Origin of the sequence: Fodinisporobacter ferrooxydans (genome assembly GCF_022818495.1) — a bacterium.
GTDB classification, from domain to species: Bacteria; Bacillota; Bacilli; order Tumebacillales; family MYW30-H2; genus Fodinisporobacter; species Fodinisporobacter ferrooxydans.
Genome location: NZ_CP089291.1, coordinates 1033826 through 1058662, shown reverse-complemented (window position 1 = coordinate 1058662; position 24837 = coordinate 1033826). Strand labels below are relative to the sequence as shown.

The following is a 24837-nucleotide window of genomic DNA, read 5'->3' as shown; positions in this document are numbered from 1 at the left end:
TCGCATGAATACTCTCTAAACCGAGTATAAGTAGAATAAAAACAGAAAAATATATTATTTTGTATAACATAGTTTTTAAATGTGATACTATATTTAATAACAGATAGTAGAATGAAGTTGTCCAATTGTACAGATGAATCTTTTGTCCGGAGGGAATGGAAATGGATCGTGAATTAACGTTAGAGATTGTCCGTGTTACAGAAGCGGCCGCAATCGCAGCTGCAAAATGGATGGGTATGGGAAAAAAGCATGAAGCAGATCAAGCAGCGACCACAGCCATGCGGACGGTTTTCGATACGGTAGCGATGGATGGTTGTGTAGTGATTGGTGAAGGTGAAATGGATGAAGCGCCAATGCTGTATATTGGAGAAAGATTGGGAACAGGTGTGGAACCTTTTGTGGATATTGCGGTAGATCCATTGGAAGGAACGAATATTTTGGCACGCGGTTTGTGGAATGCAATGGCTGTTGTTGCGATTGCGCCGAAAGGTACATTATTGCACGCGCCTGATATGTATATGGACAAGATTGCAGTTGGCCCTTTGGCAAAGGGGAAGGTTCATATCGATGCAAGCGCGCGGGAAAATATTGAAAATGTAGCGAGAGCCACCGGAAAGCAAGTGGAAGATGTGGTTGCCGTAGTACTGGAAAGGCCTCGTCACGAAAAATTGATCGAGGAAATTCGTGCTTCTGGCGCGCGCATTAAACTGCTGACAGATGGTGATGTGGCAGCTGCCATCCATACGGCTTTTGAAAATACAGGGGTAGATATTATGTTCGGTACGGGAGGCGCTCCGGAGGGTGTGCTGGCTGCTGCAGCACTCAAGTGTCTGGGAGGCGAATTGCAAGGGCGCTTATTGCCGCAGACAGAGCAAGAATTTCAGCGCTGTGTGGATATGGGAATTGCCGATCCAAGCCAAGTATTGTTAATGGATGATTTGGTAAAAGGCGATGATGCTTTTTTTGCAGCTACCGGAGTAACAGACGGCGAACTCTTGCGCGGGGTACGTTTTCTCCCCAATCATATAGCGACAACTCATTCCCTTGTCATGCGGGCCAAAACGGGTACGGTTCGGATGGTGGAGTCCCGCCATCATATTGATCGAAAACCGAATTTGGTAATGGTGTAATTGAACGATGGCATAATTGATAAGCTGTAAGATCGTAAAAGAGGGGCCGGTTATTTTCATTGGTTATTTTCATTATGATGAAGATAATCGGTTTTCCCGTTTCAGAAACCTTTCTTTTCCTCTCTTTTCCTTTGTTTTCTGGTACTATCTTAAAAATTAATAGTGAGTGTTCAAAAAGTAGTCAAGTAAGACACAAGGAGTGCGAAGTCGAAGCACGAAAAGCCGACGGAGTGTACGTGTTTGCTACATGAGTAAATCTCTTTGGGATGCGGCAAAGCAATCCGCCGTGGAGTTTTGACTACTTTTTGAACATCCTCTAATAGAATTGCGTGCTGAAAATTGTTAAAGACCTCGAAAATATGGAGAAAAAACTTCTTTTCTATGCATAAGATAGGAATCCTCGGGCAAACATGTTATAGTAATGATATACTTGAATATCCTAAAGTAAGATTGTATCTTAATGTCATGTAAGATTTTATCTTGCTAGTGTATTATGAAAAATACCAGTTTCTCTTTTCGAACATCCTCTTCAAAAGACGGACTGGCATCGTATGTAAATCAATAACAAAAAGCGATTGAAAACAACGCAGCTTCGCAATTCCACATTACACGTTGTATTGTATTTTGTTTTCTGTATTTCATTTATTGTATTTCAGTTAGACACAATTAGAATGTGAGGGAGTGCCATTTGCTCGTATCAGATTTAGAGGGAAAAAAATTAACGGAATTATACAAGTTGGCGAAAGAGTATCAGATACCATATTATGGTACATTAAAGAAAAGAGAATTAATATTTGCGATTATGAAAGCAGCCGCTGAGAAAGATGGGTTGATGTTTGCGGAAGGAATTCTGGAAATTCTGCCGGAAGGGTATGGTTTCCTAAGGCCGATCGGTTATCTTCCGAGCAATGAAGATATTTATGTGGCTGCTTCACAGATTCGAAGGTTTGATTTGCGAACAGGCGATTTGGTCTCCGGTAAAGTGCGGCCGCCAAAGGAAAACGAACGGTACTTTGGGCTTTTGCAAGTAGGTGCCGTCAATGGAGAAAGCCCGGAATCATCACCTGAACGACTTCATTTCCCCGCCCTAACTCCTTTGTTTCCGCAACGCAAAGTAATTCTGGAAACTACACCTGACAAAATTTCGACAAGAATTATGGATTTACTAGCTCCTGTAGGGTTTGGACAACGCGGATTAATCGTAGCCCCGCCAAAAGCCGGTAAAACTCTCCTGTTGAAAGAAATCGCAAACAGTATTGCGATAAATTATCCAAATGCTGATCTGTTTGTATTGTTAATCGATGAACGTCCGGAAGAAGTTACGGATATGCAGAGATCTGTCCGTGGGGAAGTTGTGGCATCAACATTTGATGAAGTACCGGAAAATCATATAAAAGTGGCTGAATTGGTATTGGAACGTGCCATGCGTTTGGTCGAGTCGAAGCGGGATGTCATCATATTGCTCGATAGCATTACACGTTTGGCTCGTGCGTATAATCTCGTCATTCCGCCAAGCGGCCGTACACTCTCAGGCGGGATTGACCCTGCTGCATTCCATCGCCCCAAACGCTTTTTTGGAGCGGCCAGGAACATTGAAGAAGGCGGAAGTCTGACAATTCTTGCGACTGCACTTGTTGAAACAGGTTCGCGAATGGATGATGTGATCTATGAAGAATTTAAAGGAACCGGCAATATGGAATTGCATTTGGATCGGAAATTGGCTGAAAAACGTATTTTCCCGTCCTTGGATATCCGCAAATCCGGAACGCGTCGTGAGGAATTGCTGATGACGCCGTTAGAGCTTGAAAAGATTTGGGCATTGCGGAAGACGATGAGCGATTCTCCTGATTTCTCTGAAGCATTCCTGAAGAAATTCTCAGAATTCAAGACAAATATTGAATTTCTTGAAAGCTTAAAAAAGGATAACGATCGGGGCAGGGAGCGAATCGTCTCCGGAAGGTCCGCGAGTTCGGCGAATTCATAAGGCGAATTTATAATCGGTTGTGTTTATTAATGGAGGGGTCAGTATTGTATACGGTGTACGCAGATCTGGATGGCAATATATATGATGATCCGGATTTGCTGGCATTAGGAAGAACTGCAGACCAGTTGACGGATATTATGGAAGATGAATTGATTCCGTTGCCGGAGGGTGCAACACTCGTATCATTGCCTGGTACCAGCGTAATTGGCGTTGATAAAACGTCCAATGAGACACGGCGTTTGCCTGACACGTATCACGCTGTAGGCGCATTATTGCCGCAAGGGTTTACCCGATTGCTTTTGCCGGGATACGTTAAACAAAAAGATGTTGAACCTTTCCCTTTGTTTGGGTATACGGCAGTTGTTTGGAAAGACAATCAGTTTTATGTGGCAGCAAAATGCAGTGACGAGCCGCAAAAGTGGAATCCGCTAAATTTTCCCGAGAATGAAGTGGAGAGAACAGTTGCAGAAATGCGGGCAAGTTATCCGAATAACCGTTTGTATGAACATCTTTCTCATTGTGCTCTTGTATATGGCTGCCTGACTTCTCAGAATACGTTTTTCCGTCGCTGGGAAGGGGCGCTGCCTGTATCTTCTACATGCAACGCCGGATGTGTCGGATGTATCTCGGAGCAGCCGGACGACTCCGTATTTCCTTCCCCGCAGACACGGATGACATTTGCTCCAACCGTTGATGAAATGGTTGAAGTAATGGTCAATCATCTGCAAAATGAAGATTCGATTATCAGTTTTGGACAAGGGTGTGAGGGAGAACCTTCGACCCGCGGACGTGAAATCGCGGAAGCCATACGGCGCACACGGGCTATCACAGCAAAAGGATTCATCAATATCAATACAAATGCCGGGCTCACAGAACAAATCAAGAGGATCGTCGATGCAGGCCTCGATTTAATTCGTGTGAGTACGATCAGTGCCATTCCGGATCATTACAATGCGTACTATCGACCCAGAAAATATGGAGTTGACGATGTTGCGGCATCCCTCCGTTACGCATCCGATCATGGTGTGTATACATCGATTAATTATTTGATTTTTCCTGGAGTTACCGACAGGGAAGAAGAAATTGAAGCAATGGTTGCGTTTATTCGAAAAACAGGTGTGCGTCTGATACAATTAAGGAATTTAAATATTGATCCTGAATATTATCTGGCACACATTCCACCGACAAAAAGCGAAATTTTAGGAATGAATACCATGATGGAGATTTTTAAAGAGGAATGTCCGGATGTTGTTCTAGGTTCATTTACCCACGTTCCCCCAGGCATGCGAAAGCGTGTATAAAAAGCGAACAAAACCTTGCAAAATCAGGATGGATCGACAGTACTTTATCTGGGGCGCGGGTAATATGCTTCGTCTGGCTGTACAGTCGCGGCTGTCAATGTCTGGGTTGAAGTTGGCGCGGTTGATGCGGCGCTGTTGTATTGATTCGTACCCAGAACCGTAAACATGGCAACCAAAAGGGTGAGTCCAGCAAGAACTTTTACAATGCGCTTCATGAAAATAACCCCTTCCATAAATGGAATATTATTGTTTGCAAACTTAATTATACTGACATGTTTTAAAATATCAATACATCAATTATTAAATTAATTTAATATTTATAACGATTCTAACCTGATATCGATAAAAATGATTGTGCCTTGCCAGTAATAAAAATGATTTGCCTCATCAGTCATAAATTAACAGGTACAATTTTCACGGATACAAAGGAATAGACTTGCGGCTGCAACTTGACCTATGATATAATTTCGTCTAGTGTGTTCGATAGGTATAGAGTCATTGTATGATGCTTGTTTTAAGAAAGAGGTGAAAGTATGAAACAAGAAATCCATCCTAACTATAAAGTGACCACTGTTACCTGTGCTTGTGGTGAGACGTTTGAAACAGGTTCAGTAAAGCAAAATTTGCGTGTTGAGATCTGTTCCAAGTGCCATCCTTTCTATACGGGAAAACAAAAGTTTGTAGATGCCGGTGGACGTGTGGATAAATTCAAGAAAAAATACAACCTGTAAAGTGATCAGAAAATGCGGTTGTAGTTAATGACAGGGAACCTATCGATCGGTTTCCTGTTTTTTATTTTTTATTCTGTTGTTTTTAACCGAATGTTTTTTTATCCTGCCCTGTTTGCCTTTTCTTGCATTTATATCGTATACTATATGGATGGTATCAAAGGAATATCTCTTGCAATGAGGTGAACGATCGATGTTAGACCGCTTACAGGCCTTAGATGATCGATACAATAAATTAAGTGAATTTTTATGTGATCCGGAAATCATATCGGATCCGCAAAAGCTGCGGACATATGCCAAAGAACAATCGGATCTGGAAGAGACGGTTCAAGTCTTCCGGGAATTTAAACAGGTATCGCAAGGCCTTGCAGATGCCAAATCGATGTTTAACGACAAGTTGGACGATGAGATGCGGGAACTTGTGAAGATGGAAATCGATGAATTGACAGAACGTGAAGAACGGTTGCGCGAGCAGTTGACCATTCTGCTTTTGCCAAAAGATCCAAATGACGATAAAAACGTAATTGTAGAGATTCGTGGTGCTGCCGGCGGTGATGAAGCAGCATTATTTGCAGCGGATCTCTTCCGCATGTATAGCCGTTTTGCAGAACGGCAAGGTTGGAAAATCGAGATGATCGATGCCAATTATACGGATATCGGCGGATTTAAAGAAGCGATTTTTATGATTCATGGAAAAGGTGCGTATAGCAAGCTCAAATTTGAAAGCGGCGCACACCGCGTGCAACGGATCCCGGCTACCGAATCGGGCGGGCGCATTCATACATCCACATCCACAGTTGCCGTACTTCCTGAGGTAGAAGAAGTGGAAGTGGAAGTACATGAAAAAGATATCCGCATCGATACGTTTTGTTCCACCGGTCCCGGCGGACAATCTGTCAATACTACACAATCAGCAGTTCGTATCACACATATGCCGACTGGAATTGTCGTATCCTGTCAGGATGAAAAATCCCAGATCAAAAATCGGGAAAAAGCGATGCGTGTATTGCGTGCCCGCATTTTTGAAAAGTATCAGCAGGAACAAATGCAGGAACAAGCGGCTGCACGGAAAAGTCAGGTGGGTACAGGCGACAGAAGCGAGCGGATTCGCACCTATAATTTTCCCCAGAGTCGTGTGACAGATCATCGGATTGGATTGACATTGCATCGTCTGGATGCGGTATTGGATGGCGATTTGGATGAAATTATTCATGCATTGATCGCAGAAGAGCGAATGCAGGCATTGCAGGAAGCGCAATAAGGAAAAATGGGGTGACAGGAGTGGACGCAGATTTCCCTCTATCACCGGATGCATCGTATACGGTACGGGAGGCTCACACATGGGCATCCCGTTTTTTAGATGCAAAAGGTGTCATATATCCGGAACGCAATGCAGAATGGATGTTGCGGCATTTGCTCAAGTGGAGCAGTCTGGATTGGCTGACAAAATGGAATGAGCCTTTGCCAGGTCCGGTACAGGCGGTGTTTATCGATTGGGTGAAACGAAGAGGGCAGCGGGAGCCTTTGCAATATATTTTGGGAGAAGCGGAGTTTTACGGGCGGACATTTCAAGTGAACACAGCCGTACTCATACCGAGACCTGAGACGGAATGTCTGGTGGAACGCGCCCTGCAACTGTTTCAGGAGATTCCGGAACACGGCGGTCGCCCTCTTCGCGTGGTTGATATCGGTGTCGGCAGTGGCGCCATTGCCATTACCATGGCATTGGAGTTGACTGCTCGTATGTCGCGTAAAAATATCCCATTTGAGATACATGGGATTGATATTTCTGCATCCGCTCTGCACGTCGCGACAGCAAATGCACAGCGACTTGGCGCACAGATCACATTTCACCAGGGTGACGGCTTGCAGCCGATGATAGAAAAAGGCATGGCTGTCGATATGATCGTATCAAATCCCCCCTATATACCCGATATGGATATACAGACACTGCAAACGGAAGTGCGGAACTTTGAGCCGCATTTGGCATTAAAGGGCGGAATGGATGGGATGGATCCGTACCGCCATATAATCGGACAATGTGAGTGGTTCGGATCTGCAAAAGATCTTCCATCTGCCGTTTTGTTTGAAGTGGGGGCGGGACAAGCCGAACGTGTTGCAGATATGCTTCGGCAAGACCCGCTCTGCATGCGTACAGAGATCCATCAGGACCTTGCCGGAATCAATCGAATCGTTGTGGGAATCAGAAAAAGCTCAACATGCCGTTGAGCCTTTTTTACTATTAGTGCGTGTAAAATTAAAAGTCAATAGTTTTTTATGCACATGTTTAAACTCTAGTAATTCTGCTCATACTAGTTGCTACATACGAGATTGATAGAAAATGGAGGCAACGGATATGAGCACTATTCCTTACATAAAAAAAATTGCACTCATCAGCCTGGCATTATTCCTGACCGATAATTCTTTCAGCTCCATGGCATTGGCAAATTCCACTGTACAAGTCACTCCAAAAGCCAATATTTCACCACAAGCAACTGCAGACCTGGAGGATGAAGTGGCTCTACTGAAGGGGACCATACCTCAGAATGCGGTGCGCTTGCGCATCATTGCAAATAGCGACAGTTCATCAGATCAGCAGTTAAAACGGGATGTACGGGATAAAATCATCGCTGCTGTCGGGCAATTATTGCACGGAGCCACAACAAAAGAGCAAGCGGAAACGATTTTGAAACGGGCGGTTCCCCGTTTGGATCAGATTGCACAAAGCGTCATCCGTCAAGAAGGGTATACGTATCCGACTCAGACGGAAGTAGGTGTTGTAGCATTTCCGACCAAATTATATGGCAATCAAGTCTATCCTGCCGGTGATTATGAAGCGTTGCGCATCATCATCGGTCAGGGAAAAGGTCAAAATTGGTGGTGTGTATTGTTTCCGCCCTTGTGCTTTGTGGATTTGGCCAATGGGGATGCAGTCCCGAATACGAAGGATTTCCCCGATCATAAGCCGGCGGCGACCATTCAAGTTGGAAAAACAGCCACGAGTCAAGGAGAAACGGTTCAAGTTCGATTTGCCATTCTCGATTATGGAAAAAAGCTTATATTTGCGATCGAGCACTTGTTTCAAGAACTTTTCCACAGTTCTGCGGATAAAAGCCACAAGACAAATGCTTGATGGAATACAAAAACCATTCGGTTTGTGGATAACCGACTCTTATACACGGGAACTTACCAACATATCCACAATTGGGTGTTGATAATGTGAATAACGGAACGAACGTTTGCATGATCTAAGCGTATTTCATTTTAAAAATACTTGATATAGAAGGGATTATAAGAGTATTCTTAAATTTGGAATTCGAAAAAAGAAATTCACATGATGTGGATAAGTTGTTGATAAAAATGGAGAGTATGTGATTCACATGAATAAAAGCCGGGAAACTACAGTTGTAATGGATGCAAGAAAAGACGACAGCGGCTATGAGACTGCTGTAAAGTTGCTGCAGGCAGGCGAAGTTGTGGCATTTCCAACCGAGACTGTCTATGGATTAGGGGCAGATGCGACAAATGACGAAGCAGTTCGGAAAATTTTCGAGGCGAAAGGACGTCCTGCGGATAATCCTCTGATTGTTCATATTGCAGATTTTCAGCAATTAGATGCGATTGTCTCGGAAATTCCGGACGTTGCAAGAATATGTATGGAGAAATTTTGGCCAGGGCCATTGACGCTGATTCTGCCGAAAGGACCAACGCTATCGAAGTACGTAACGGCAAATCTGCCATCAGTGGGAATCCGCATGCCCAATCATCCGGTGGCAATGCGATTGATCCGCCAGACAGGCTTGCCGATCGCAGCTCCCAGCGCCAATCGATCGGGCCGTCCCAGTCCCACATGTGCACAGCATGTATGGGAAGATTTAAAAGATCGGATCCCACTCATCCTCGATGGCGGTGAAACGGCAGTCGGTCTGGAATCGACCGTTTTGGATTGTACAGTTTCCCCGCCGATCATCTTGCGTCCGGGGGAAATTACACAAGAAATGTTGCAACAGGTGATTGGTGACGTTTCCATGGATGCAGGTTTGCTGGAAGAGCATCATGCGCCGAAAAGTCCGGGCATGAAATATACCCATTATGCACCGCAAGGCGATATGACAGTTTTAGAAGGAGATCCTAAGCGGATTCGAACATCGATACGGGAACTGTGCCAACAAATGCTTCTTGAGCAGCCGAACCAACGAGTGGGAGTATTGTTAACCACAAATCAAACAGGCGATGAGGCGTTTTGTGAGCAGCTCGATCAAATGGGTGTGGAATGGATCATACGACCACAAGGTAATGCAGATATCCAGGAAACCGGCCAGCACTTGTATCAGTGGTTGCGAGAGTTTGACGAAAAAAACGTGGCGAAAATTTTGGCAGAAGGTGTGCCTGTGCAAGGATTTGGTGCAGCAGTCATGAATCGAATGAGAAAGGCAGCCGGCCATTCCATCATTCGGGTATAACGATAATCGGTTATAACAATAAACAATAAACAATAACAGCCCGCTCTTACTGAGAGACGGGCTGTTATCGTATGAAATCAAGATTTGAGATTGAGTGTACAGTCACGTACACATAGCCTCCTTAGCATTGACAAACTCTGCCGATAGACCAAATTCATAACCCGAATATGGCATTGCCAGCTTATTTGGATTCTTCTTCTTTCTCCTGTGTCGATTGTTTAGGATTGTTGCTCGGATCCATTTTCTCCAAATGGCGCATAATCGATAATTCTTCATGATACTGTTCAAGATCAATAGGTTTGTTCAAATCCATATCGGGCATCCTCCTTTTTTAGATGGATTGAGAGTAAATTCGTTAAGTACATTTATGTTAACTCATTTTTTGCAAGGATTCAATCCTCTTTGTCCCCAAAAATTGAAAGAATTCTGAAGTCTTGGGAGCAGTATATGTATCATCGACTATTTTTGTGATCGTATCATTGCCATGCCAACAATGACACGCGGCTTAAGCAGCTGGAAATATGCCGTTAAAATGGAAAGTCACGCGTATATGCCGGGTCTCCCGTGTGGGACATGTTTTGGCGGCGCTACGCATACATATGATTCTGGGGCTGTATTGGGATAGCAGGAGGGTGAATATATGCATTTTCAAATGAGTATGGTTCAGCAATTCATAACCTTGCTGCTCGTTGCAATTGCGTTGGGAATGGATGCGATGTCATTGGGGCTGGGGATTGGGATGAAAGGATTGCGAAACGTTGAAATTGCCAAAATCAGTCTGACGATCGGTATCTTTCATGTGATTATGCCGCTTATAGGCATGTTTTTGGGTTTATATTTGCATAAAATCGTTGGCGATATTACACAGTTGTTTGGGGCTATCCTGCTCATTGTATTCGGGCTGCAAATGCTGTATCATGCGATTCGACCGGATCATGCACCGGAAATCAGCAAGACGGCCGGATGGGGATTGCTGTTGTTTGCGATGAGTGTAAGTGTCGATGCATTGTCGGTTGGCTTCAGCCTGGGACTGTTTGAAGTACATATTGGTTTGGTCGTTACACTCTTCGGGATTGTCGGCGCAAGCATGGCTGCGATTGGATTGGCGATCGGTACACGGGTCAGTCAGCTGCTGGGAACATACAGTGAGGTGTTAGGCGGATTGATTTTGCTTGTATTTGGATTGAAATTTCTTTTTTAAACAGGGGTTCAAACGGATTGCATCGTTCGTATATGCAGGGATATACTAATAATAGTGCGTGTTCAAAAAGTGGTTAAGTAAGACACAAGGAGTGCTTCGGCAAAGCAATCCGCCGTGGAGTTTTGACCACTTTTTGAACATCCGCTAATAGTATCAAATGAGTGGGGGAAGATAGGATGGGACATAGGATGAACATCCTATTTGTATGTACAGGCAATACTTGCAGAAGCCCGATGGCTGAACATTTATTAAAGAAAAAATTCGAAGCAGATCCTTATGAATCCCTTGTTCAGGTTCGTTCTGCAGGAATTTCGGCGATGCAAGCAGCAGCAGCATCGGCACATGCCATTGAGGTGCTGAAACAAAGAAATATACGATTGGATTCCCATCAATCAACACCTGTAGATGCAAGGCTGGTGGAGTGGGCAGATATGATTTTGACAATGACAATGTCACATAAACATATCTTGGTATCCCAATATCCGGAGAGCAGCGGAAAGGCGTTCGCATTGCTGGAATATATACAAGAAGACCCGCAACAGATGCCGGCGAATGGATGGAGCATGGATGTGTCAGATCCATATGGCGGTGATCGCGAGCGTTATGAAGCATGTGCCGATCAATTGGAACGTGCGATCGAGCGGTTATATGTAAAAATACAGGAGCAATTGCATCGTTCATCATAAACAGCCATGAAATTCCCCGACACGGGATCGCGGACATGAACACAAACATGGATGAGAAATATGTGATTAAGAAGATTGGATAAACGGCCGCAACAGGATGGATATGTTGCGGTTTTTTGATACAATAGATAGAAAATTGTGCTTTGGAATGAAAAAGCATAGGCCAATACATAAATGGTTTCGGGAGGAATGGTTCGATGAAAATTGCGTTAGGGGCCGATCATGGCGGTTATTCTCTAAAAGAGGAAATGAAGCCGTTGCTCGATGAATTGGGATTTGAATATAAAGATTTTGGAACATTTAATGAATCTTCTGTGGATTATCCCGATTTTGGCATACAAGTTGCCGAGAAGGTTGCCGGCGGTGAGTATGATCGTGGCATTTTAATTTGCGGAACTGGCATCGGAATGTCCATTGTAGCCAATAAAGTACCAGGGATTCGCTGCGCATTGGTTCATGATTGCTTTACAGCGAAAGTAACTCGCCAACACAATGATTCAAATATTTTGGCAATGGGCGCCCGCGTGATTGGACCCAGCCTGGCTCTTGAAATTGCCCGTCTCTGGTTGACTACAGAGTTTGAAGGCGGACGACATGCGAATCGCCTCGGCAAAATCGAGAAGATTGAACAACAGTATGGCCGTGAAGAAGGTGTGCAAGGATGTCAGGCTCGTTAAAAGGGGATTCGGATTTGTCCCAAAAATCAGATATGGAATCGGGAGCGTTGTATCAAGAGGTGTATCGGCAAACACGTCAAGTCGTGGAGGAATTGCAGCAGACCGCCAAATTGGATGCGAAGCAGATTCTCGTGGTCGGCGCCAGCAGCAGTGAAGTGTTAGGGAAGAAAATCGGCACGTCCGGTTCGGAAGAAGTGGCGAAGGCGATTGTACAAGCGCTGTTTGATGCCCGCAATTCATATGGTTTTCAGCTCGCATTTCAATGTTGTGAACATTTGAATCGGGCACTTGTATGTGAAAGGCGGACAATGGAAGAATACTCTCTAGAAGAGGTTACTGTGATTCCTGTACCGAAAGCAGGCGGGGCCGTATCTGCACAAGCATACCGAACCTTTCAAACACCGGTGGCGGTGGAAGCCATTCGCGGACATGCCGGGATCGACATCGGTGATACGTTAATTGGCATGCATTTAAAAGCAGTGGCTGTACCTGTACGCGTTTCTGTGAAAACAATTGGTGCAGCGCACGTCGTAACAGCGGTTACCCGTCCAAAGCTGATCGGCGGGGCAAGAGCCGTATATAATTTGGAATAAACCAAACAATATTCGTGTTTTTAATGAAAATACCCTAGATTTGTCATGTATATATGTTATAATGTTCGTAAAATATCGAAAGCCTGAATGTAAGGATCGAGATAAAGGAGAGACAATCGATGAGCCATTTACAATTAATTGATGCGGAAGTTGCAAAAGCAATCCAGTTAGAGCTGGGAAGACAACGTTCAAAGATTGAATTGATTGCATCCGAAAACTTTGTAAGCCGTGCGGTACTGGAAGCATTAGGAACGGTACTTACCAATAAATATGCGGAAGGATATCCTGGCAAACGGTATTATGGCGGATGCGAATACGTAGATATCGTCGAAAATTTGGCGCGTGATCGGGTCAAGGAACTATTCGGCGCAGAGCATGCCAACGTCCAGCCTCATTCCGGCGCACAAGCGAATACGGCCGTATATTTTGCGTTTTTAAAGCCGGGGGATACGGTTCTGGGGATGAATCTCTCCCATGGCGGCCACCTCACACACGGAAGTCCTGTCAATATTTCCGGTCAATACTATAACTTTGTACCATATGGCGTAGATGAAACGACACATATGATCAATTATGATACGGTTCGCCAATTGGCGTTGGAACATAAACCGAAAATGATTGTGGCAGGCGCCAGTGCATATCCGCGCGTCATTGATTTCCCAAGGCTCCGGGCCATTGCGGATGAAGTCGGCGCGTATTTAATGGTGGATATGGCACATATTGCAGGCCTGATCGCGACAGGCCATCATCCAAATCCTGTTCCATATTCCGATTTTGTTACATCGACAACACATAAAACATTGCGTGGACCCCGCGGCGGTCTCATTTTATGCAAAGAAAAATATGCGAAAGAAATCGATAAGGCAATTTTCCCGGGAATTCAAGGCGGGCCTTTGATGCATGTGATTGCTGCAAAGGCTGTTTCCTTTGGTGAAGCATTGCGGCCAGAGTTCCGCGCTTACAGCCAAGCGGTCATCGATAACGCGCAAGCACTTGCAAAAGCATTGACAGACCGCGGCTTCACGCTTGTTTCCGGCGGCACTGACAACCATTTGATGCTGATTGATGTTCGCAATCTCGGCTTAACAGGAAAAGAAGCGGAACATTTGCTTGATGAAGTCGGCATTACCGTCAATAAAAATACCATTCCCTTTGATCCTGCAAGTCCTTTTGTAACAAGCGGAATCCGGATCGGTACACCGGCTGTTACGTCACGCGGCATGGATACTGGCGCGATGGCGGCGATTGCAGAAATTATCGACTTGGCATTGCGTCAACGGGATGATGCACATGCAGTGCAACAGGCGGTTGCGAAAGTAAAAGAATTGACAGAGAAGTTTCCGCTTTATGACGGATTGGAATAAACAATTCGAATAAAGCATTCAAATAAAAAATTGGACGAGTACCGAAAGGAATCGATCATAATCATTTCCGGTGCTCGTCCGTTTTTGTATGAACTATACGACGATATTCACTAATTTGCCTGGTACGACAATGAGTTTGCGAATGGATTTGCCCTCAAGCTGCTCTTTTACGGAAGGCTGACTTAATACCAGTTCTTCCATTTGCTCTTTGGTAGCTGCAGCTGGAATCATCAGTTTAGCTTTCAACTTTCCGTTGAACTGTACGACAATCTCAATTTCATCTTCGACTAACTTGCTTTCCTCATAGGTTGGCCAAGCTTCATATGCCAATGTCTTTGCATGGCCGAGCTTTTCCCATAGCTCCTCGGCGATATGCGGAGCAATCGGCGAAAGCAGTTTAGTAAATCCTTCCATAAATGACTTTGGCAAGACATCGGTTCGGTATGCTTCGTTGATAAATACCATCAATTGAGAAATCCCTGTATTAAACCGCAATCCCTCATAGTCTTCGGTAACTTTTTTCACGGTTTGATGATAGATGCGTTCCAGTGTGCCTGTACCCGGCTGATTTTGGACTTTTCCGCTTAATTCTCCGCTTTCTGTCACAAACAGTCGCCATACACGCTCCAGAAAGCGCCGGGCACCGTCAAGACCATTTGTAGACCAGGCAATGGATGCATCCAAAGGTCCCATAAACATTTCATAGAGGCGCAATGTATCTGCGCCATACTGTTCGACGATATCATCCGGATTGACGACATTGCCGCGGGATTTACTCATCTTCTCGTTATTTTCACCGAGAATCATGCCTTGATTGAATAGCTTTTGGAATGGCTCTTTTGTCGGTACAACGCCGATATCATAAAGAAATTTGTGCCAGAAGCGGGCATATAACAAATGCAGGACTGCGTGTTCCGCACCGCCGATATAAATGTCTACAGGCATCCAGTATGCAAGCTTGTCCGGGTCTGCCAGACGTTCCTCATTGTGCGGATCGATAAAGCGCAAATAGTACCAACAGCTGCCTGCCCACTGTGGCATCGTGTTGGTTTCCCTGCGGCCTTTCATTCCTGTCTGCGGGTCGACAACATTCACCCAATCGGAAATATTCGCAAGTGGGGACTCGCCGGTGCCGGATGGGCGGATTTCCTTCGTCTTCGGCAGCATTAAAGGCAGCTCTGACTCTGGAACGGGCTTCATCGAACCGTCTTCCAAGTGAATGATGGGAATCGGCTCACCCCAATAGCGTTGTCGGCTGAATAGCCAGTCGCGCAAACGATAGGTGACTTTCTTTGTACCGATTTTTTGCTGTTCCAACCAGTCAATCATCCCGCGGATGGCTTCGGCCTTCTTCATTCCATTGAGAAATCCTGAATTGATGTGGTCGCCGTCGCCTGTATAAGCTTCTTTGCTGATATCTCCGCCAGACACCACTTCTTTGATGGGGAGATCAAATTTTCTGGCAAATTCATAGTCCCGCTCATCATGTGCAGGTACTGCCATAATAGCGCCTGAACCGTAGCTGACCAACACATAATCGGCAATCCAGATCGGCATATGTTCGCCGGTAACCGGATTTTTTGCATAGGCACCCGTGAATACGCCTGTTTTTTCTTTGGCGAGGTCGGTTCGTTCCAAGTCGCTTTTGCGTTTTACCTGCTCCAGGTATGCGTCTACCGCTGCTTTTTGTTCCGGTGTTGTAATCACATCGACCAATTTATGTTCCGGCGCCAATACTGCATATGTAGCGCCATATAATGTATCCGGGCGTGTGGTAAAGACGTTGAATGAAACATCATGTCCGTCGATCTGGAATGTAATCTCTGCACCTTCCGAGCGGCCGATCCAGTTGCGCTGCATTTCTTTAATGCTTTCCGGCCAATCCAACTCCTCCAGATCATCTAACAGACGATCCGCATATGCGGTAATTCGCAGAATCCACTGTTTCATCGGACGGCGTTCCACCGGATGACCGCCCCGTTCGCTTTTGCCGTCGATGACTTCTTCATTCGCCAGCACAGTTCCAAGGGCAGGACACCAGTTTACGGGAATCTCGTCGATGTAGGCAAGACCATGCTCGTACAATTTGAGAAAAATCCATTGTGTCCACTTGTAGTACTCGGGATCTGTCGTGTTGATTTCCCGATCCCAGTCGTAGGAAAACCCGAGTGCCTTGATCTGACGGCGGAAATTATCAATATTTTTTTGCGTAAATTCTGCCGGATCATTCCCGGTATCCAATGCATATTGTTCTGCAGGCAAGCCGAATGCATCCCAACCCATGGGATGCAGCACGTCATACCCCTGCATTCGTTTCATACGTGATACGATATCAGTTGCTGTATAGCCTTCCGGATGACCAACATGCAGGCCTGCTCCGGATGGATATGGAAACATGTCCAGTGCGTAGAATTTCTTTTTTTTCTGATCGTCTGTCGTTTGAAATGTTTTTTTGCCTTCCCAATAGGTTTGCCATTTTTTCTCGATCGAACGGTGATCGAAAGCCATACCAAAAATCCTCCTTCAGAATCCTTCTACATGTAAACAATCGTAAAATAGAATAACCTCTCATCCCAATTGCTTGGGACGAGAGGTTAGCATACTTGAGCTAATTCCCGCGGTACCACCCAACTTAGTACATATGATGCACTCACTTCATTTCCGTAACGTGGATGACGGCAAAAATTACTTGGTTTCCAGCATGTGGGTATTGCCGTGGGAATCTTTTCATTTTTGCAACTCAAAGGCGAGTTCATAAACGAAACGCAGATTGACTTACACCAATCGCCAACTCTCTGGACTGCTTTTGTTTATTACTGCTCCTTCTCACTGTCGATACCGTTTGCAATTTAAATTCTATTGTATTGAAATTTTCAAAAAACTGCAAGTTCCGCAAACATCGATTTTTATGCACTTATTTTTTGGCGGGCATGCGCACAAATCCGGGCAACTGCATATGGTGTATTGACCAGTGAATACTGAGTATTTTTGGAAGCAACTAAGGAGGAACTATCGAATGGAAAAAGCACCAATGTATAAACCTGTTCCGCAGATGGAGCCGATGCAAGTTGTTCCAGCTCCTGTCATGCCGCCGGCACCGGCGCCAATGCCTATGCAAATGCCTATGCAAATGCCCATGCAGATGCCACCTATGCAGATGCCAAAGGCAAAGATGACAGCGCCGATAGCAACACAACCCGCTCCACACCCGCAACCACATCATTATCATATGCACTTGGAGTATATTCATTATCATCACATGATGTATCTGGAACATTTAAAACACTGTTATTATGTGTATAAATGCTGTCCGGTTTGTGGCCACGGGCCGGCTTTTTAAAAAGAAGAATCGAACGCAATCAAACAATTCTGCAAAATGACCACTCATCTGGCTGATATGGGTAGTATGGGTGGTTGTTTTGTTTCATCATGTAGATATAAATATTTCTATATCTACTTTATTAGAATTCTTCTAAGTTAGGTTGACAATCCCGGGCAATTGGTAAAAAATAAGAATGTATGCTAGCAATGTTTCGTATAGCGTGGAAACAATTCGCATACAATAGGTTTCGATGACAAAAGGAGGTAATACTAATGGCAAAGTTTGAATTACCAGCACTGCCTTATGCTGCAAACGCTCTCGAACCACATATTGATGAACAAACAATGAATATTCACCATGATCGCCACCATGCTACATACGTGAATAATTTAAATGCGGCTTTAGAAGGTCATGACGAGTTTTTCAATATGAGTGTTGAAGAAGTGATCGCAAACTTGGATCGCGTTCCGGAAGCTGCTCGGACGGCAGTACGGAATAACGGCGGCGGTCATGCAAACCACTCTTTGTTCTGGCAAGTATTGAGCCCAAATGGCGGCGGTCAGCCAACAGGTGAAGTTGCAGATGCAATTACCAGTACATTTGGCAGTTTTGACGCGTTTAAAGCAGACTTTGCAAAAGCTGCTGCAGGACGTTTCGGAAGCGGTTGGGCTTGGTTAGTGGTGAAAGGTGGAAAATTGGCGATTACAAGTACACCGAACCAGGACAATCCTTTAATGGACGGCAGTGGTACTCCGGTTCTTGGCCTTGATGTTTGGGAGCATGCGTACTACCTCAAGTATCAAAACAAGCGCCCGGATTATATTGCGGCATTCTGGAACGTTGTCAACTGGGACGAAGTAAATAAGCGTTACTTGGCAGCTCGCTAAGACTTCTGGCTTGTTTCCGTAATGCCCATCCGTAATACCCGTAATTCGTGCTTCGTAATATCGTTGAAAAATAAAGGAAAAAGGGAGCCCGCATTCACATAGTAGTGGTGCGGGTTTCTTATTCACATCCTGTTTGTGCTGTCAGAAACTTGTGCATGGAAATATGAATCAATGGAGAGCGGCTCCTTGCTGCTTATGTTGCTTTTGCTTGGGCACAGCTTGCAAATATTGATTGAAAAGCTCTTCACGGGACATCCATACTAACCGCGGGACGAGCAAATGGGTTCGTTTTTGCAAACGTTTGGCGCCTTGGGGATGATATAAGATTAGCAACCAACGCAAAAATAGTTTTTCATATCGGTTGCCAAGCGTATTCGGAATGTCCGCCACATGAAATCCCACTCCTTCGGCACCGCGGTGAATGAGCGTCACTCCATAGATTGCCTTTACATGCTTATAACGGGGATCATGTTGCAGCGTTGCAGCAAGATTGTGCAAAGATTTTCGCATTTGGCGAATCGCTTGAATCGCCGTTCGTTCTGACGAATCTTCACTAGACAGACTGCGCAGAAAATCATTTTGAAAATGGAGTTCTGCTACTGTGTCTCCCTTTCCAATCAATGAGCGCCCTTGCTCATCTGATATATTCGAGTGCTGCCACCGATTGATCGACAGTCGCATTAAAGGGTCGATCACTTCCACTTTGTATAATTTCGCAAACAGCCATTCCCAGATATTCCACAGCGGCTGAATCCAGATTCGATTTAACTGTCGATAGCGTTCTTTGTATGTATACGATACCTGCTTCATGTTTGAAATAGGAATAAAGTCATAATTCAATTGCTGTAGGAACGGAATGACTTCTTGTATGGCTTGCAGCGTATTGCAAGGGGCGTTTGACGCGCCGCCGCTGTCGTGAAGAAGGATGACAGACCCAGGACAGACTTTTTTTACAATGGTTCGTACAATCAAAGCTGTTTGATCGCCTTTGCGCCAATCATATGTTGAAATATTCCATAACACAGGTGTTGCACCGACGGCTGTTCCGGCCCATTTTGTAAATAGGTTAAACATTCCCCAAGGCGGGCGGTAACTTGTGGGACGAGTGCCCGTGATCCTTTCAATCGCATCTGCCGTATCCCGAAATTCTCGAAATGTCCGTACAGGAGTCAGATACCAGGCATGTGTATGTGAGAAGCCATGAATTCCGATTTCATGCCCCTCTTCATTGATTTGCCGCAACAATTCGGGATATTGCAATGCTTTTTGGCCAATCACAAAAAAAGTAGCCGTGACCCCAAATGTTCGCAGAATTGTCAGAAGTTCAGGCGTGAATCGTGGGTCGGGCCCGTCATCAAATGTCAAGGCAATCCTTCGTTCTCCACCAAATCCTTTTGTAAAAACGCCAATACAAAGGATGTGATACAGAAGATCTGGCAGTCCGGCGTAAAGAATCCAGACAATCAGAAGCGCCAATACTGCAGCCATACTCCAACTTGTCCAATCAAGCACGACGATGTACCTTCTTTCTATTTCGGGGATGTGTATTAGGTTTATACGTATTTCAGCGTTTTTTCGAACCGATTGATAATTTGTTCGACAATGTCTTCCGCAGCATGCGTGTGTTTCAATTGCTTTGTATGGTCACCCATTTTTTTCAAAACAATACGTTTTCGAAATAACAGAGTATTGACAGAATCGATAGCCTCCATTTTGGTGTTTGCCAATACAGCTACGTTTGACTGGATGAGAAAATCGGCATTTTGCTGTTCTTGCCCGGGGATTGGACGATACAAAAGCATCGGCAATTCCATTGCCAGACATTCTGTAACCGTTAATCCGCCAGGCTTTGTCAAGATCAAATCGGCTGCTGCCATAAAATCATGAATGGTTTCAACAAATCCATGAATATGAATGGCGTTCTTCCCAATGGGTTGTTTTGTTTGCAGCGAAGACTCCAACTGTTGTTTGAGCTTTTCGTTTTTTCCGCAAATGACAACGATTTGCAAAGGTTTCGGAAATTGAAAAAGTTCTTCACATAAGGATCCGATATCTCCCATTATCCCGTATGCCCCACCCATGATTAAAAGTGTGGGGAGTTCCTGACGCAGGCCTAATCGTTTGCGCGCTTCTTGCGTTTCGATGGTCTGATTAAAATTCGGCCGAATGGGGATGCCTGTCACGGCAATTTTGTCTTCAGCAATCCCTCGTTGGATCATTCCTTTTTGCACATAGTCGGACCCCACCAGATATAAATCCGTCTGTGAATGCAGCCATTGGCTATGTACCGCATGGTCAGTAATGACGGTTACTAACGGAACGTTGGTGACGCCGCGTTCTTTCAAGCCCGACACGACTCCGGCAGGCGTCGGGAATGTCGCAATGACGATATCCGGTTGATAGTCCTGCAGGAAATCCTTTAACGTCCGGCTGCCCAATTGGTTTAATTGTTTTTGAAACAGGGAGTCTGGTTTGATGGAACGAGTACTTTTGTAAAATGCCCCATATAACTTCGGAGCATAGCGAATACTTTGGAAATAGCAGTATCGGGTCAAAGAATTCAGTACAGGATGGGTCATCTCCATGAAATCATCGATTCGTATCTGCGTATCGGGAGCAATCGTTTGAAACGCAGACTGAATTGCGATAGATGCTTGTGTATGACCTTCTCCATATGAAGAAGATAATATGAGGACACGGTTCGGCTTCTTCATAGAATCCACTCCTGGCATGTAGCATTCGTTCCGCTGCTTCACATGAAATTGTAAAGAAATGTCTAAATTATACCATAATATGTACAGTTACTAGTGTCAGGGCAGGCGCTCTGTTATAATGTACGGGTATTTAGACAAACATGAAATTTCAAGTGGTGGTATAAAACGGTCTTTATGAAAAAGAGGATAAACAAAGTCAAGAAGTTCGATACACGGAAATTTCAAAAAATCAATAACCGTGTTCGGTCCTCTTGAAGAAATTATATGAATGGGATGGTGATGTGTATGAGTCAACTATACGTTTTGGATCATCCATTGATTCAACATAAGCTTACATACATACGAGACAAACAAACGGGTACCAAGGAATTTCGCGAGTTGGTAGAAGAAGTGGCAATGTTGATGGGATATGAAATCACGCGCAATCTTCCTTTAGAAGAAACAACCGTGGAAACACCTGTGACGACTGCAAAAACATATATGATTGCGGGGAAAAAACTCGGCGTGATCCCGATTTTGCGGGCGGGTCTTGGCATGGTGAACGGTTTTTTGCGTTTAATGCCGGCAGCAAAGGTTGGCCATATCGGTTTATATCGGGATCCCGAGACGCTGCAGCCGGTAGAATACTACTGCAAGCTACCGTCTGACATTGAAGAGCGAGAGTTGATCGTGATCGATCCGATGTTGGCAACAGGCGGTTCGGCGGCGGCGGCACTTACACTTCTAAAAAATCGCGGGGCGAAGCAAATGAAACTGATGTGTTTAATCGCGGCGCCGGAGGGTGTCAAAACCGTTCAGGAAGCACATCCGGATGTGGATATTTACGTAGCCTCCGTTGATGAAATGTTGAATGATCACGGATATATTATTCCTGGATTGGGCGATGCCGGCGATCGTTTGTTCGGCACGAAATAGAAGGTTGGAAATGGAGATGGAACTGTGGCGGAAAAGATTCGTGTACTGACGATTTTTGGAACGCGTCCGGAAGCGGTGAAAATGGCGCCGCTTGTCAAAGAACTGGCGGCTCATCCGCAAATCGTTTCGAAAGTTTGCGTGACAGCACAGCATCGTCAAATGCTGGATCAAGTATTGGAGCTGTTTGCAATCGTTCCGGATTATGATTTGGATATTATGCAGCAAAAGCAGACACTGACAGGAATCGCCGTTCGAGTTTTGCAGGGTCTGGAAGATGTATTGCAGAAAGAGCAGCCGCACATTGTGCTCGTTCATGGCGATACATCCACAACCTTTGTTGCAAGCCTTGCCGCATTTTATCAACAAATCACCGTGGGACATGTAGAAGCGGGTCTGCGGACGTATGATAAATATTCTCCCTATCCGGAAGAGATGAATCGGCAGTTGACAGGCGTTCTGGCAGATTTGCATTTTGCGCCGACTAAGCAGGCGGCACAACATTTGCTGCAAGAACATAAACCTTTGGAATCGATTTATATTACCGGGAACACGGTCATCGACGCGATGGCGACAACGGTTCTGCAGAAGTACAGGCATCCCATTCTCGATGGATTGGCAGACGGACAGCGGTTGGTCTTCATGACAGCACATCGGCGGGAAAATTTAGGAGAAAAGCTCGAAAATATCTGCCGGGCGGTTCGGCGCCTTGTAGAGGAACATGACGATGTTGTCGTCATCTATCCGGTGCATTTGAATCCGGTCGTACAAGATACGGCGCAGACCATTCTGGGCAATCATCCGCGAATCCATCTGATCGATCCGCTCGACGTGCAAGATACGCACAATTTTATGGCGCGCAGCTATCTGATTCTTACAGACAGCGGCGGGATCCAGGAAGAAGCGCCTTCATTAGGGGTTCCCGTGCTAGTGTTGCGGAATACGACCGAACGGCCTGAAGGAATTGCCGCAGGAACTCTGAAATTGGCGGGAACGGATGAATCCGACATTTTTGAACTTGCCAATACGCTAATGAATGATTCCGAGGAACATCGGAAGATGGCGATTGCCGCAAATCCGTATGGGGATGGCCACGCATCAAAGAGAATTGTGCAGGCAATCCTTCATCATTTTCAACAAGGACAACGGCCGGAACAATTTCAGTAACATGAGCAGATAGAGTAAAGCGAACAACACGTTTGATCCGATCATATAGCGCAGCATATCTCCCGCAAGCAGAGCGGGAGTTTTTAGTGTGCGGATGGCTTTCGGATCACATTCGTTAAAAACGGCTAGTAGAGGATGTTCAAAAAGCAGTCAAAACTCCACGGGGGATTGCTTAACTGCTTTTTGAACATGCATTAGTAAAAAAGTATAGTTTTTAAAGCCGGAAAACGCTATCATAGATAAGGGGCGTTCTGTGTGTTGGAACGTACATTTTTTGCAAGCGGAAAGGAGTCGATATCGATGAAAGATGCAGTTATCGTCAGTTCTGTACGTACTGCCATCGGCAGTTTTCAAGGTTCGTTGCGTTCGATTCCTGCCACGCAATTGGGCGGCATTGTCATTGCAGAAGCTTTGAAACGGGCGGGTACAACCCAAGATGTAGTGGATGAAGTGATCATGGGCAATGTTCTGCAAGCGGGGCTTGGGCAAAATCCTGCCCGACAGGCGGCAATTGCTGCAGGCGTGAGGGCGGAAGTTCCGTCGGTTGCCATCAATAAAGTTTGTGGTTCCGGATTGAAGGCAGTCATGTTGGCAGCTCAAGCCATTCGCGCCGGCGATGCAGATGTAATCGTAGCAGGCGGCATGGAAAACATGTCTCGTGCGCCATATTTGTTAGACGGTGCCCGAGATGGCTTTCGAATGGGTGATCAAACAGTTACGGACAGTATGATCCGCGACGGCTTGTGGTGTGCATTTTCAGATACACATATGGGTATTACGGCGGAAAATATTGCAGAACAATTGGGCATCAGCCGATTTGAGCAGGATCAATTTTCTGAGCAAAGTCAGCAAAAAACAGCAGAAGCCATTCGCTCCGGACGTTTTTCCGAAGAAATCGTGCCTGTTGCACTGCCGCAGAAAAAAGGAGACCCCCTTTCTTTTGTGCAGGATGAATATCCCAGAGCGACTTCGTTGGAGTCGCTTGGCAAATTGCGCCCGGCATTTAAAAAAGACGGTACAGTTACCGCGGGCAATGCATCAGGGATCAATGACGGGGCAGCAGCGGCAGTCGTGATGAGCGGGGAGAAAGCAGCAGAACTGCAAATCCGCCCGATCGCCAGAATCGTCAGCTATGCATCTGTCGGACTGGATCCTGCAGTGATGGGATTAGGTCCGATTTATGCGACCAAACGCGCGTTGCAAAAAGCGGGATTGACACTGGATGAGATCGATCTATTTGAAGCGAATGAGGCATTTGCGGCACAGGCGTTGGCGGTCGGCAAGGAACTGGGGATTCCAGATGAAAAATTAAACGTCAATGGCGGTGCGATTGCATTAGGTCATCCGATTGGAGCAAGCGGAGCGCGAATCCTGGTAACTTTACTGCATGAACTGGAAAAAAGAGAAGGAAAGTATGGACTGGCAACACTTTGCATCGGTGGAGGCCAAGGCGTTGCATTAATTGTCGAGCGATTGGCTTAAACATATTTCGGAAGTGAAATTTACTTTTGCGAATAATCCTTGAAAACCGCATAAAAACGCCGGAAATCGGGTATTTTTCGTTGACAAACATACAGGCATGTTGTACTATGTTCTGGGACTATGGGGAAGTGTACTGCAACAGTTTTCGTTGACGTTTTTCTCATGCCTGTTTCCGATTGAGATTTCCACTTTTTTGGCATACTTCCTTATCTGATTTGGTTACACT

Annotated in this window: 23 protein-coding genes and 1 other annotated feature; of the genes, 18 read left to right on the top strand and 5 right to left on the bottom strand. The window is 45.3% G+C overall.

Translation table 11 applies throughout. The annotated features are described in order from the left end of the window. Positions 1-161 precede the first annotated feature (161 nt). The 3 genes from glpX to LSG31_RS04985 all read left to right on the top strand — a co-directional run bounded on the left by glpX (position 162) and on the right by LSG31_RS04985 (position 4415). Positions 162-1130 carry a class II fructose-bisphosphatase gene (glpX, locus tag LSG31_RS04995; protein ID WP_347438301.1) on the top strand — a complete coding sequence of 323 codons (969 nt, stop codon included), beginning with the start codon at positions 162-164 and terminating at the stop codon, positions 1128-1130. Positions 1131-1818: 688 nt separating this feature from the next. Further along, on the top strand, positions 1819-3114 hold the full coding sequence (gene rho / locus LSG31_RS04990; protein WP_347438300.1) for a transcription termination factor Rho: 1296 nt from the start codon (positions 1819-1821) through the stop codon (positions 3112-3114). A 44-nt stretch (positions 3115-3158) separates the two neighbouring features. Next, complete coding sequence (locus tag LSG31_RS04985; protein WP_347438299.1) at positions 3159-4415, top strand: radical SAM family protein; 1257 nt, start codon at positions 3159-3161, stop codon at positions 4413-4415. A 44-nt stretch (positions 4416-4459) separates the two neighbouring features. Here LSG31_RS04985 and LSG31_RS04980 read toward each other — a convergent pair whose 3' ends face one another. Further along, the gene (locus LSG31_RS04980; RefSeq protein WP_347438298.1) at positions 4460-4630 is read right to left on the bottom strand and encodes a hypothetical protein; all 171 of its coding nucleotides are present in this window, start codon (positions 4628-4630) and stop codon (positions 4460-4462) included. A gap of 318 nt (positions 4631-4948) precedes the next feature. Between LSG31_RS04980 and rpmE the strand changes: the two genes are divergently transcribed. The 5 genes from rpmE to LSG31_RS04955 all read left to right on the top strand — a co-directional run bounded on the left by rpmE (position 4949) and on the right by LSG31_RS04955 (position 9606). Continuing rightward, positions 4949-5146, top strand: a complete 198-nt coding sequence (gene rpmE, locus LSG31_RS04975; protein WP_347438297.1) for a 50S ribosomal protein L31 — start codon at positions 4949-4951, stop codon at positions 5144-5146. A gap of 190 nt (positions 5147-5336) precedes the next feature. Continuing rightward, the gene (gene prfA, locus LSG31_RS04970) at positions 5337-6404 is read left to right on the top strand and encodes a peptide chain release factor 1 (RefSeq protein WP_347438296.1); all 1068 of its coding nucleotides are present in this window, start codon (positions 5337-5339) and stop codon (positions 6402-6404) included. 20 nt (positions 6405-6424) lie between these two features. Further along, positions 6425-7372 carry a peptide chain release factor N(5)-glutamine methyltransferase gene (prmC, locus tag LSG31_RS04965; protein ID WP_347438295.1) on the top strand — a complete coding sequence of 316 codons (948 nt, stop codon included), beginning with the start codon at positions 6425-6427 and terminating at the stop codon, positions 7370-7372. A 127-nt stretch (positions 7373-7499) separates the two neighbouring features. Next, positions 7500-8276, top strand: a complete 777-nt coding sequence (spoIIR, locus tag LSG31_RS04960) for a stage II sporulation protein R (RefSeq protein ID WP_347438294.1) — start codon at positions 7500-7502, stop codon at positions 8274-8276. Between the two features lie 247 nt (positions 8277-8523). After that, positions 8524-9606, top strand: coding sequence for an L-threonylcarbamoyladenylate synthase (locus LSG31_RS04955; protein WP_347438293.1), 1083 nt, complete (start codon positions 8524-8526; stop codon positions 9604-9606). A 181-nt stretch (positions 9607-9787) separates the two neighbouring features. On the opposite strand, the gene LSG31_RS04950 is transcribed toward LSG31_RS04955, so the two are convergent. After that, positions 9788-9919 (bottom strand): hypothetical protein, encoded by a 132-nt coding sequence (locus LSG31_RS04950; protein ID WP_347438292.1) that lies wholly within the window; start codon positions 9917-9919, stop codon positions 9788-9790. Between the two features lie 327 nt (positions 9920-10246). Between LSG31_RS04950 and LSG31_RS04945 the strand changes: the two genes are divergently transcribed. From LSG31_RS04945 to LSG31_RS04925, 5 genes are all read left to right on the top strand, one after another. Then, a complete protein-coding gene (locus LSG31_RS04945; RefSeq protein ID WP_347438291.1) occupies positions 10247-10807 on the top strand; it encodes a manganese efflux pump MntP in 561 nt (186 codons plus the stop codon). 176 nt (positions 10808-10983) lie between these two features. Next, positions 10984-11493 (top strand): low molecular weight protein arginine phosphatase, encoded by a 510-nt coding sequence (locus LSG31_RS04940; RefSeq protein ID WP_347438290.1) that lies wholly within the window; start codon positions 10984-10986, stop codon positions 11491-11493. A gap of 197 nt (positions 11494-11690) precedes the next feature. Then, on the top strand, positions 11691-12170 hold the full coding sequence (gene rpiB / locus LSG31_RS04935) for a ribose 5-phosphate isomerase B (RefSeq protein WP_347438289.1): 480 nt from the start codon (positions 11691-11693) through the stop codon (positions 12168-12170). A gap of 32 nt (positions 12171-12202) precedes the next feature. Then, entirely contained in the window at positions 12203-12763 is a 561-nt protein-coding gene (locus tag LSG31_RS04930; RefSeq protein ID WP_347439443.1) for a TIGR01440 family protein, read from the top strand. A 119-nt stretch (positions 12764-12882) separates the two neighbouring features. After that, the gene (locus LSG31_RS04925; protein WP_347438288.1) at positions 12883-14127 is read left to right on the top strand and encodes a serine hydroxymethyltransferase; all 1245 of its coding nucleotides are present in this window, start codon (positions 12883-12885) and stop codon (positions 14125-14127) included. 93 nt (positions 14128-14220) lie between these two features. Here LSG31_RS04925 and leuS read toward each other — a convergent pair whose 3' ends face one another. Continuing rightward, positions 14221-16635 (bottom strand): leucine--tRNA ligase, encoded by a 2415-nt coding sequence (gene leuS / locus LSG31_RS04920; RefSeq protein ID WP_347438287.1) that lies wholly within the window; start codon positions 16633-16635, stop codon positions 14221-14223. A gap of 71 nt (positions 16636-16706) precedes the next feature. Then, positions 16707-16966 (bottom strand) — a binding site (T-box leader). Positions 16967-17143: 177 nt separating this feature from the next. Between leuS and LSG31_RS04915 the strand changes: the two genes are divergently transcribed. Then, complete coding sequence (locus tag LSG31_RS04915; RefSeq protein WP_347438286.1) at positions 17144-17467, top strand: hypothetical protein; 324 nt, start codon at positions 17144-17146, stop codon at positions 17465-17467. A 254-nt stretch (positions 17468-17721) separates the two neighbouring features. Then, entirely contained in the window at positions 17722-18336 is a 615-nt protein-coding gene (locus tag LSG31_RS04910; protein ID WP_347438285.1) for a superoxide dismutase, read from the top strand. Between the two features lie 168 nt (positions 18337-18504). Here the strand turns inward: LSG31_RS04910 and LSG31_RS04905 are convergent, their stop codons facing one another. Both LSG31_RS04905 and LSG31_RS04900 read right to left on the bottom strand, forming a co-directional pair. Further along, positions 18505-19848 (bottom strand): polysaccharide deacetylase family protein, encoded by a 1344-nt coding sequence (locus tag LSG31_RS04905; protein ID WP_347438284.1) that lies wholly within the window; start codon positions 19846-19848, stop codon positions 18505-18507. A gap of 41 nt (positions 19849-19889) precedes the next feature. Beyond that, positions 19890-21050 (bottom strand): MGDG synthase family glycosyltransferase, encoded by a 1161-nt coding sequence (locus LSG31_RS04900; protein ID WP_347438283.1) that lies wholly within the window; start codon positions 21048-21050, stop codon positions 19890-19892. Positions 21051-21335: 285 nt separating this feature from the next. Between LSG31_RS04900 and upp the strand changes: the two genes are divergently transcribed. From upp to LSG31_RS04885, 3 genes are all read left to right on the top strand, one after another. Continuing rightward, a complete protein-coding gene (gene upp / locus LSG31_RS04895) occupies positions 21336-21965 on the top strand; it encodes a uracil phosphoribosyltransferase (protein WP_347438282.1) in 630 nt (209 codons plus the stop codon). Between the two features lie 24 nt (positions 21966-21989). Beyond that, positions 21990-23129: a non-hydrolyzing UDP-N-acetylglucosamine 2-epimerase gene (gene wecB, locus LSG31_RS04890; RefSeq protein WP_347438281.1), complete on the top strand. Its 1140-nt coding sequence runs from the start codon at positions 21990-21992 to the stop codon at positions 23127-23129. Positions 23130-23429: 300 nt separating this feature from the next. Continuing rightward, a complete protein-coding gene (locus LSG31_RS04885; protein WP_430734242.1) occupies positions 23430-24611 on the top strand; it encodes an acetyl-CoA C-acetyltransferase in 1182 nt (393 codons plus the stop codon). The last annotated feature ends 226 nt before the right edge of the window (positions 24612-24837 follow it).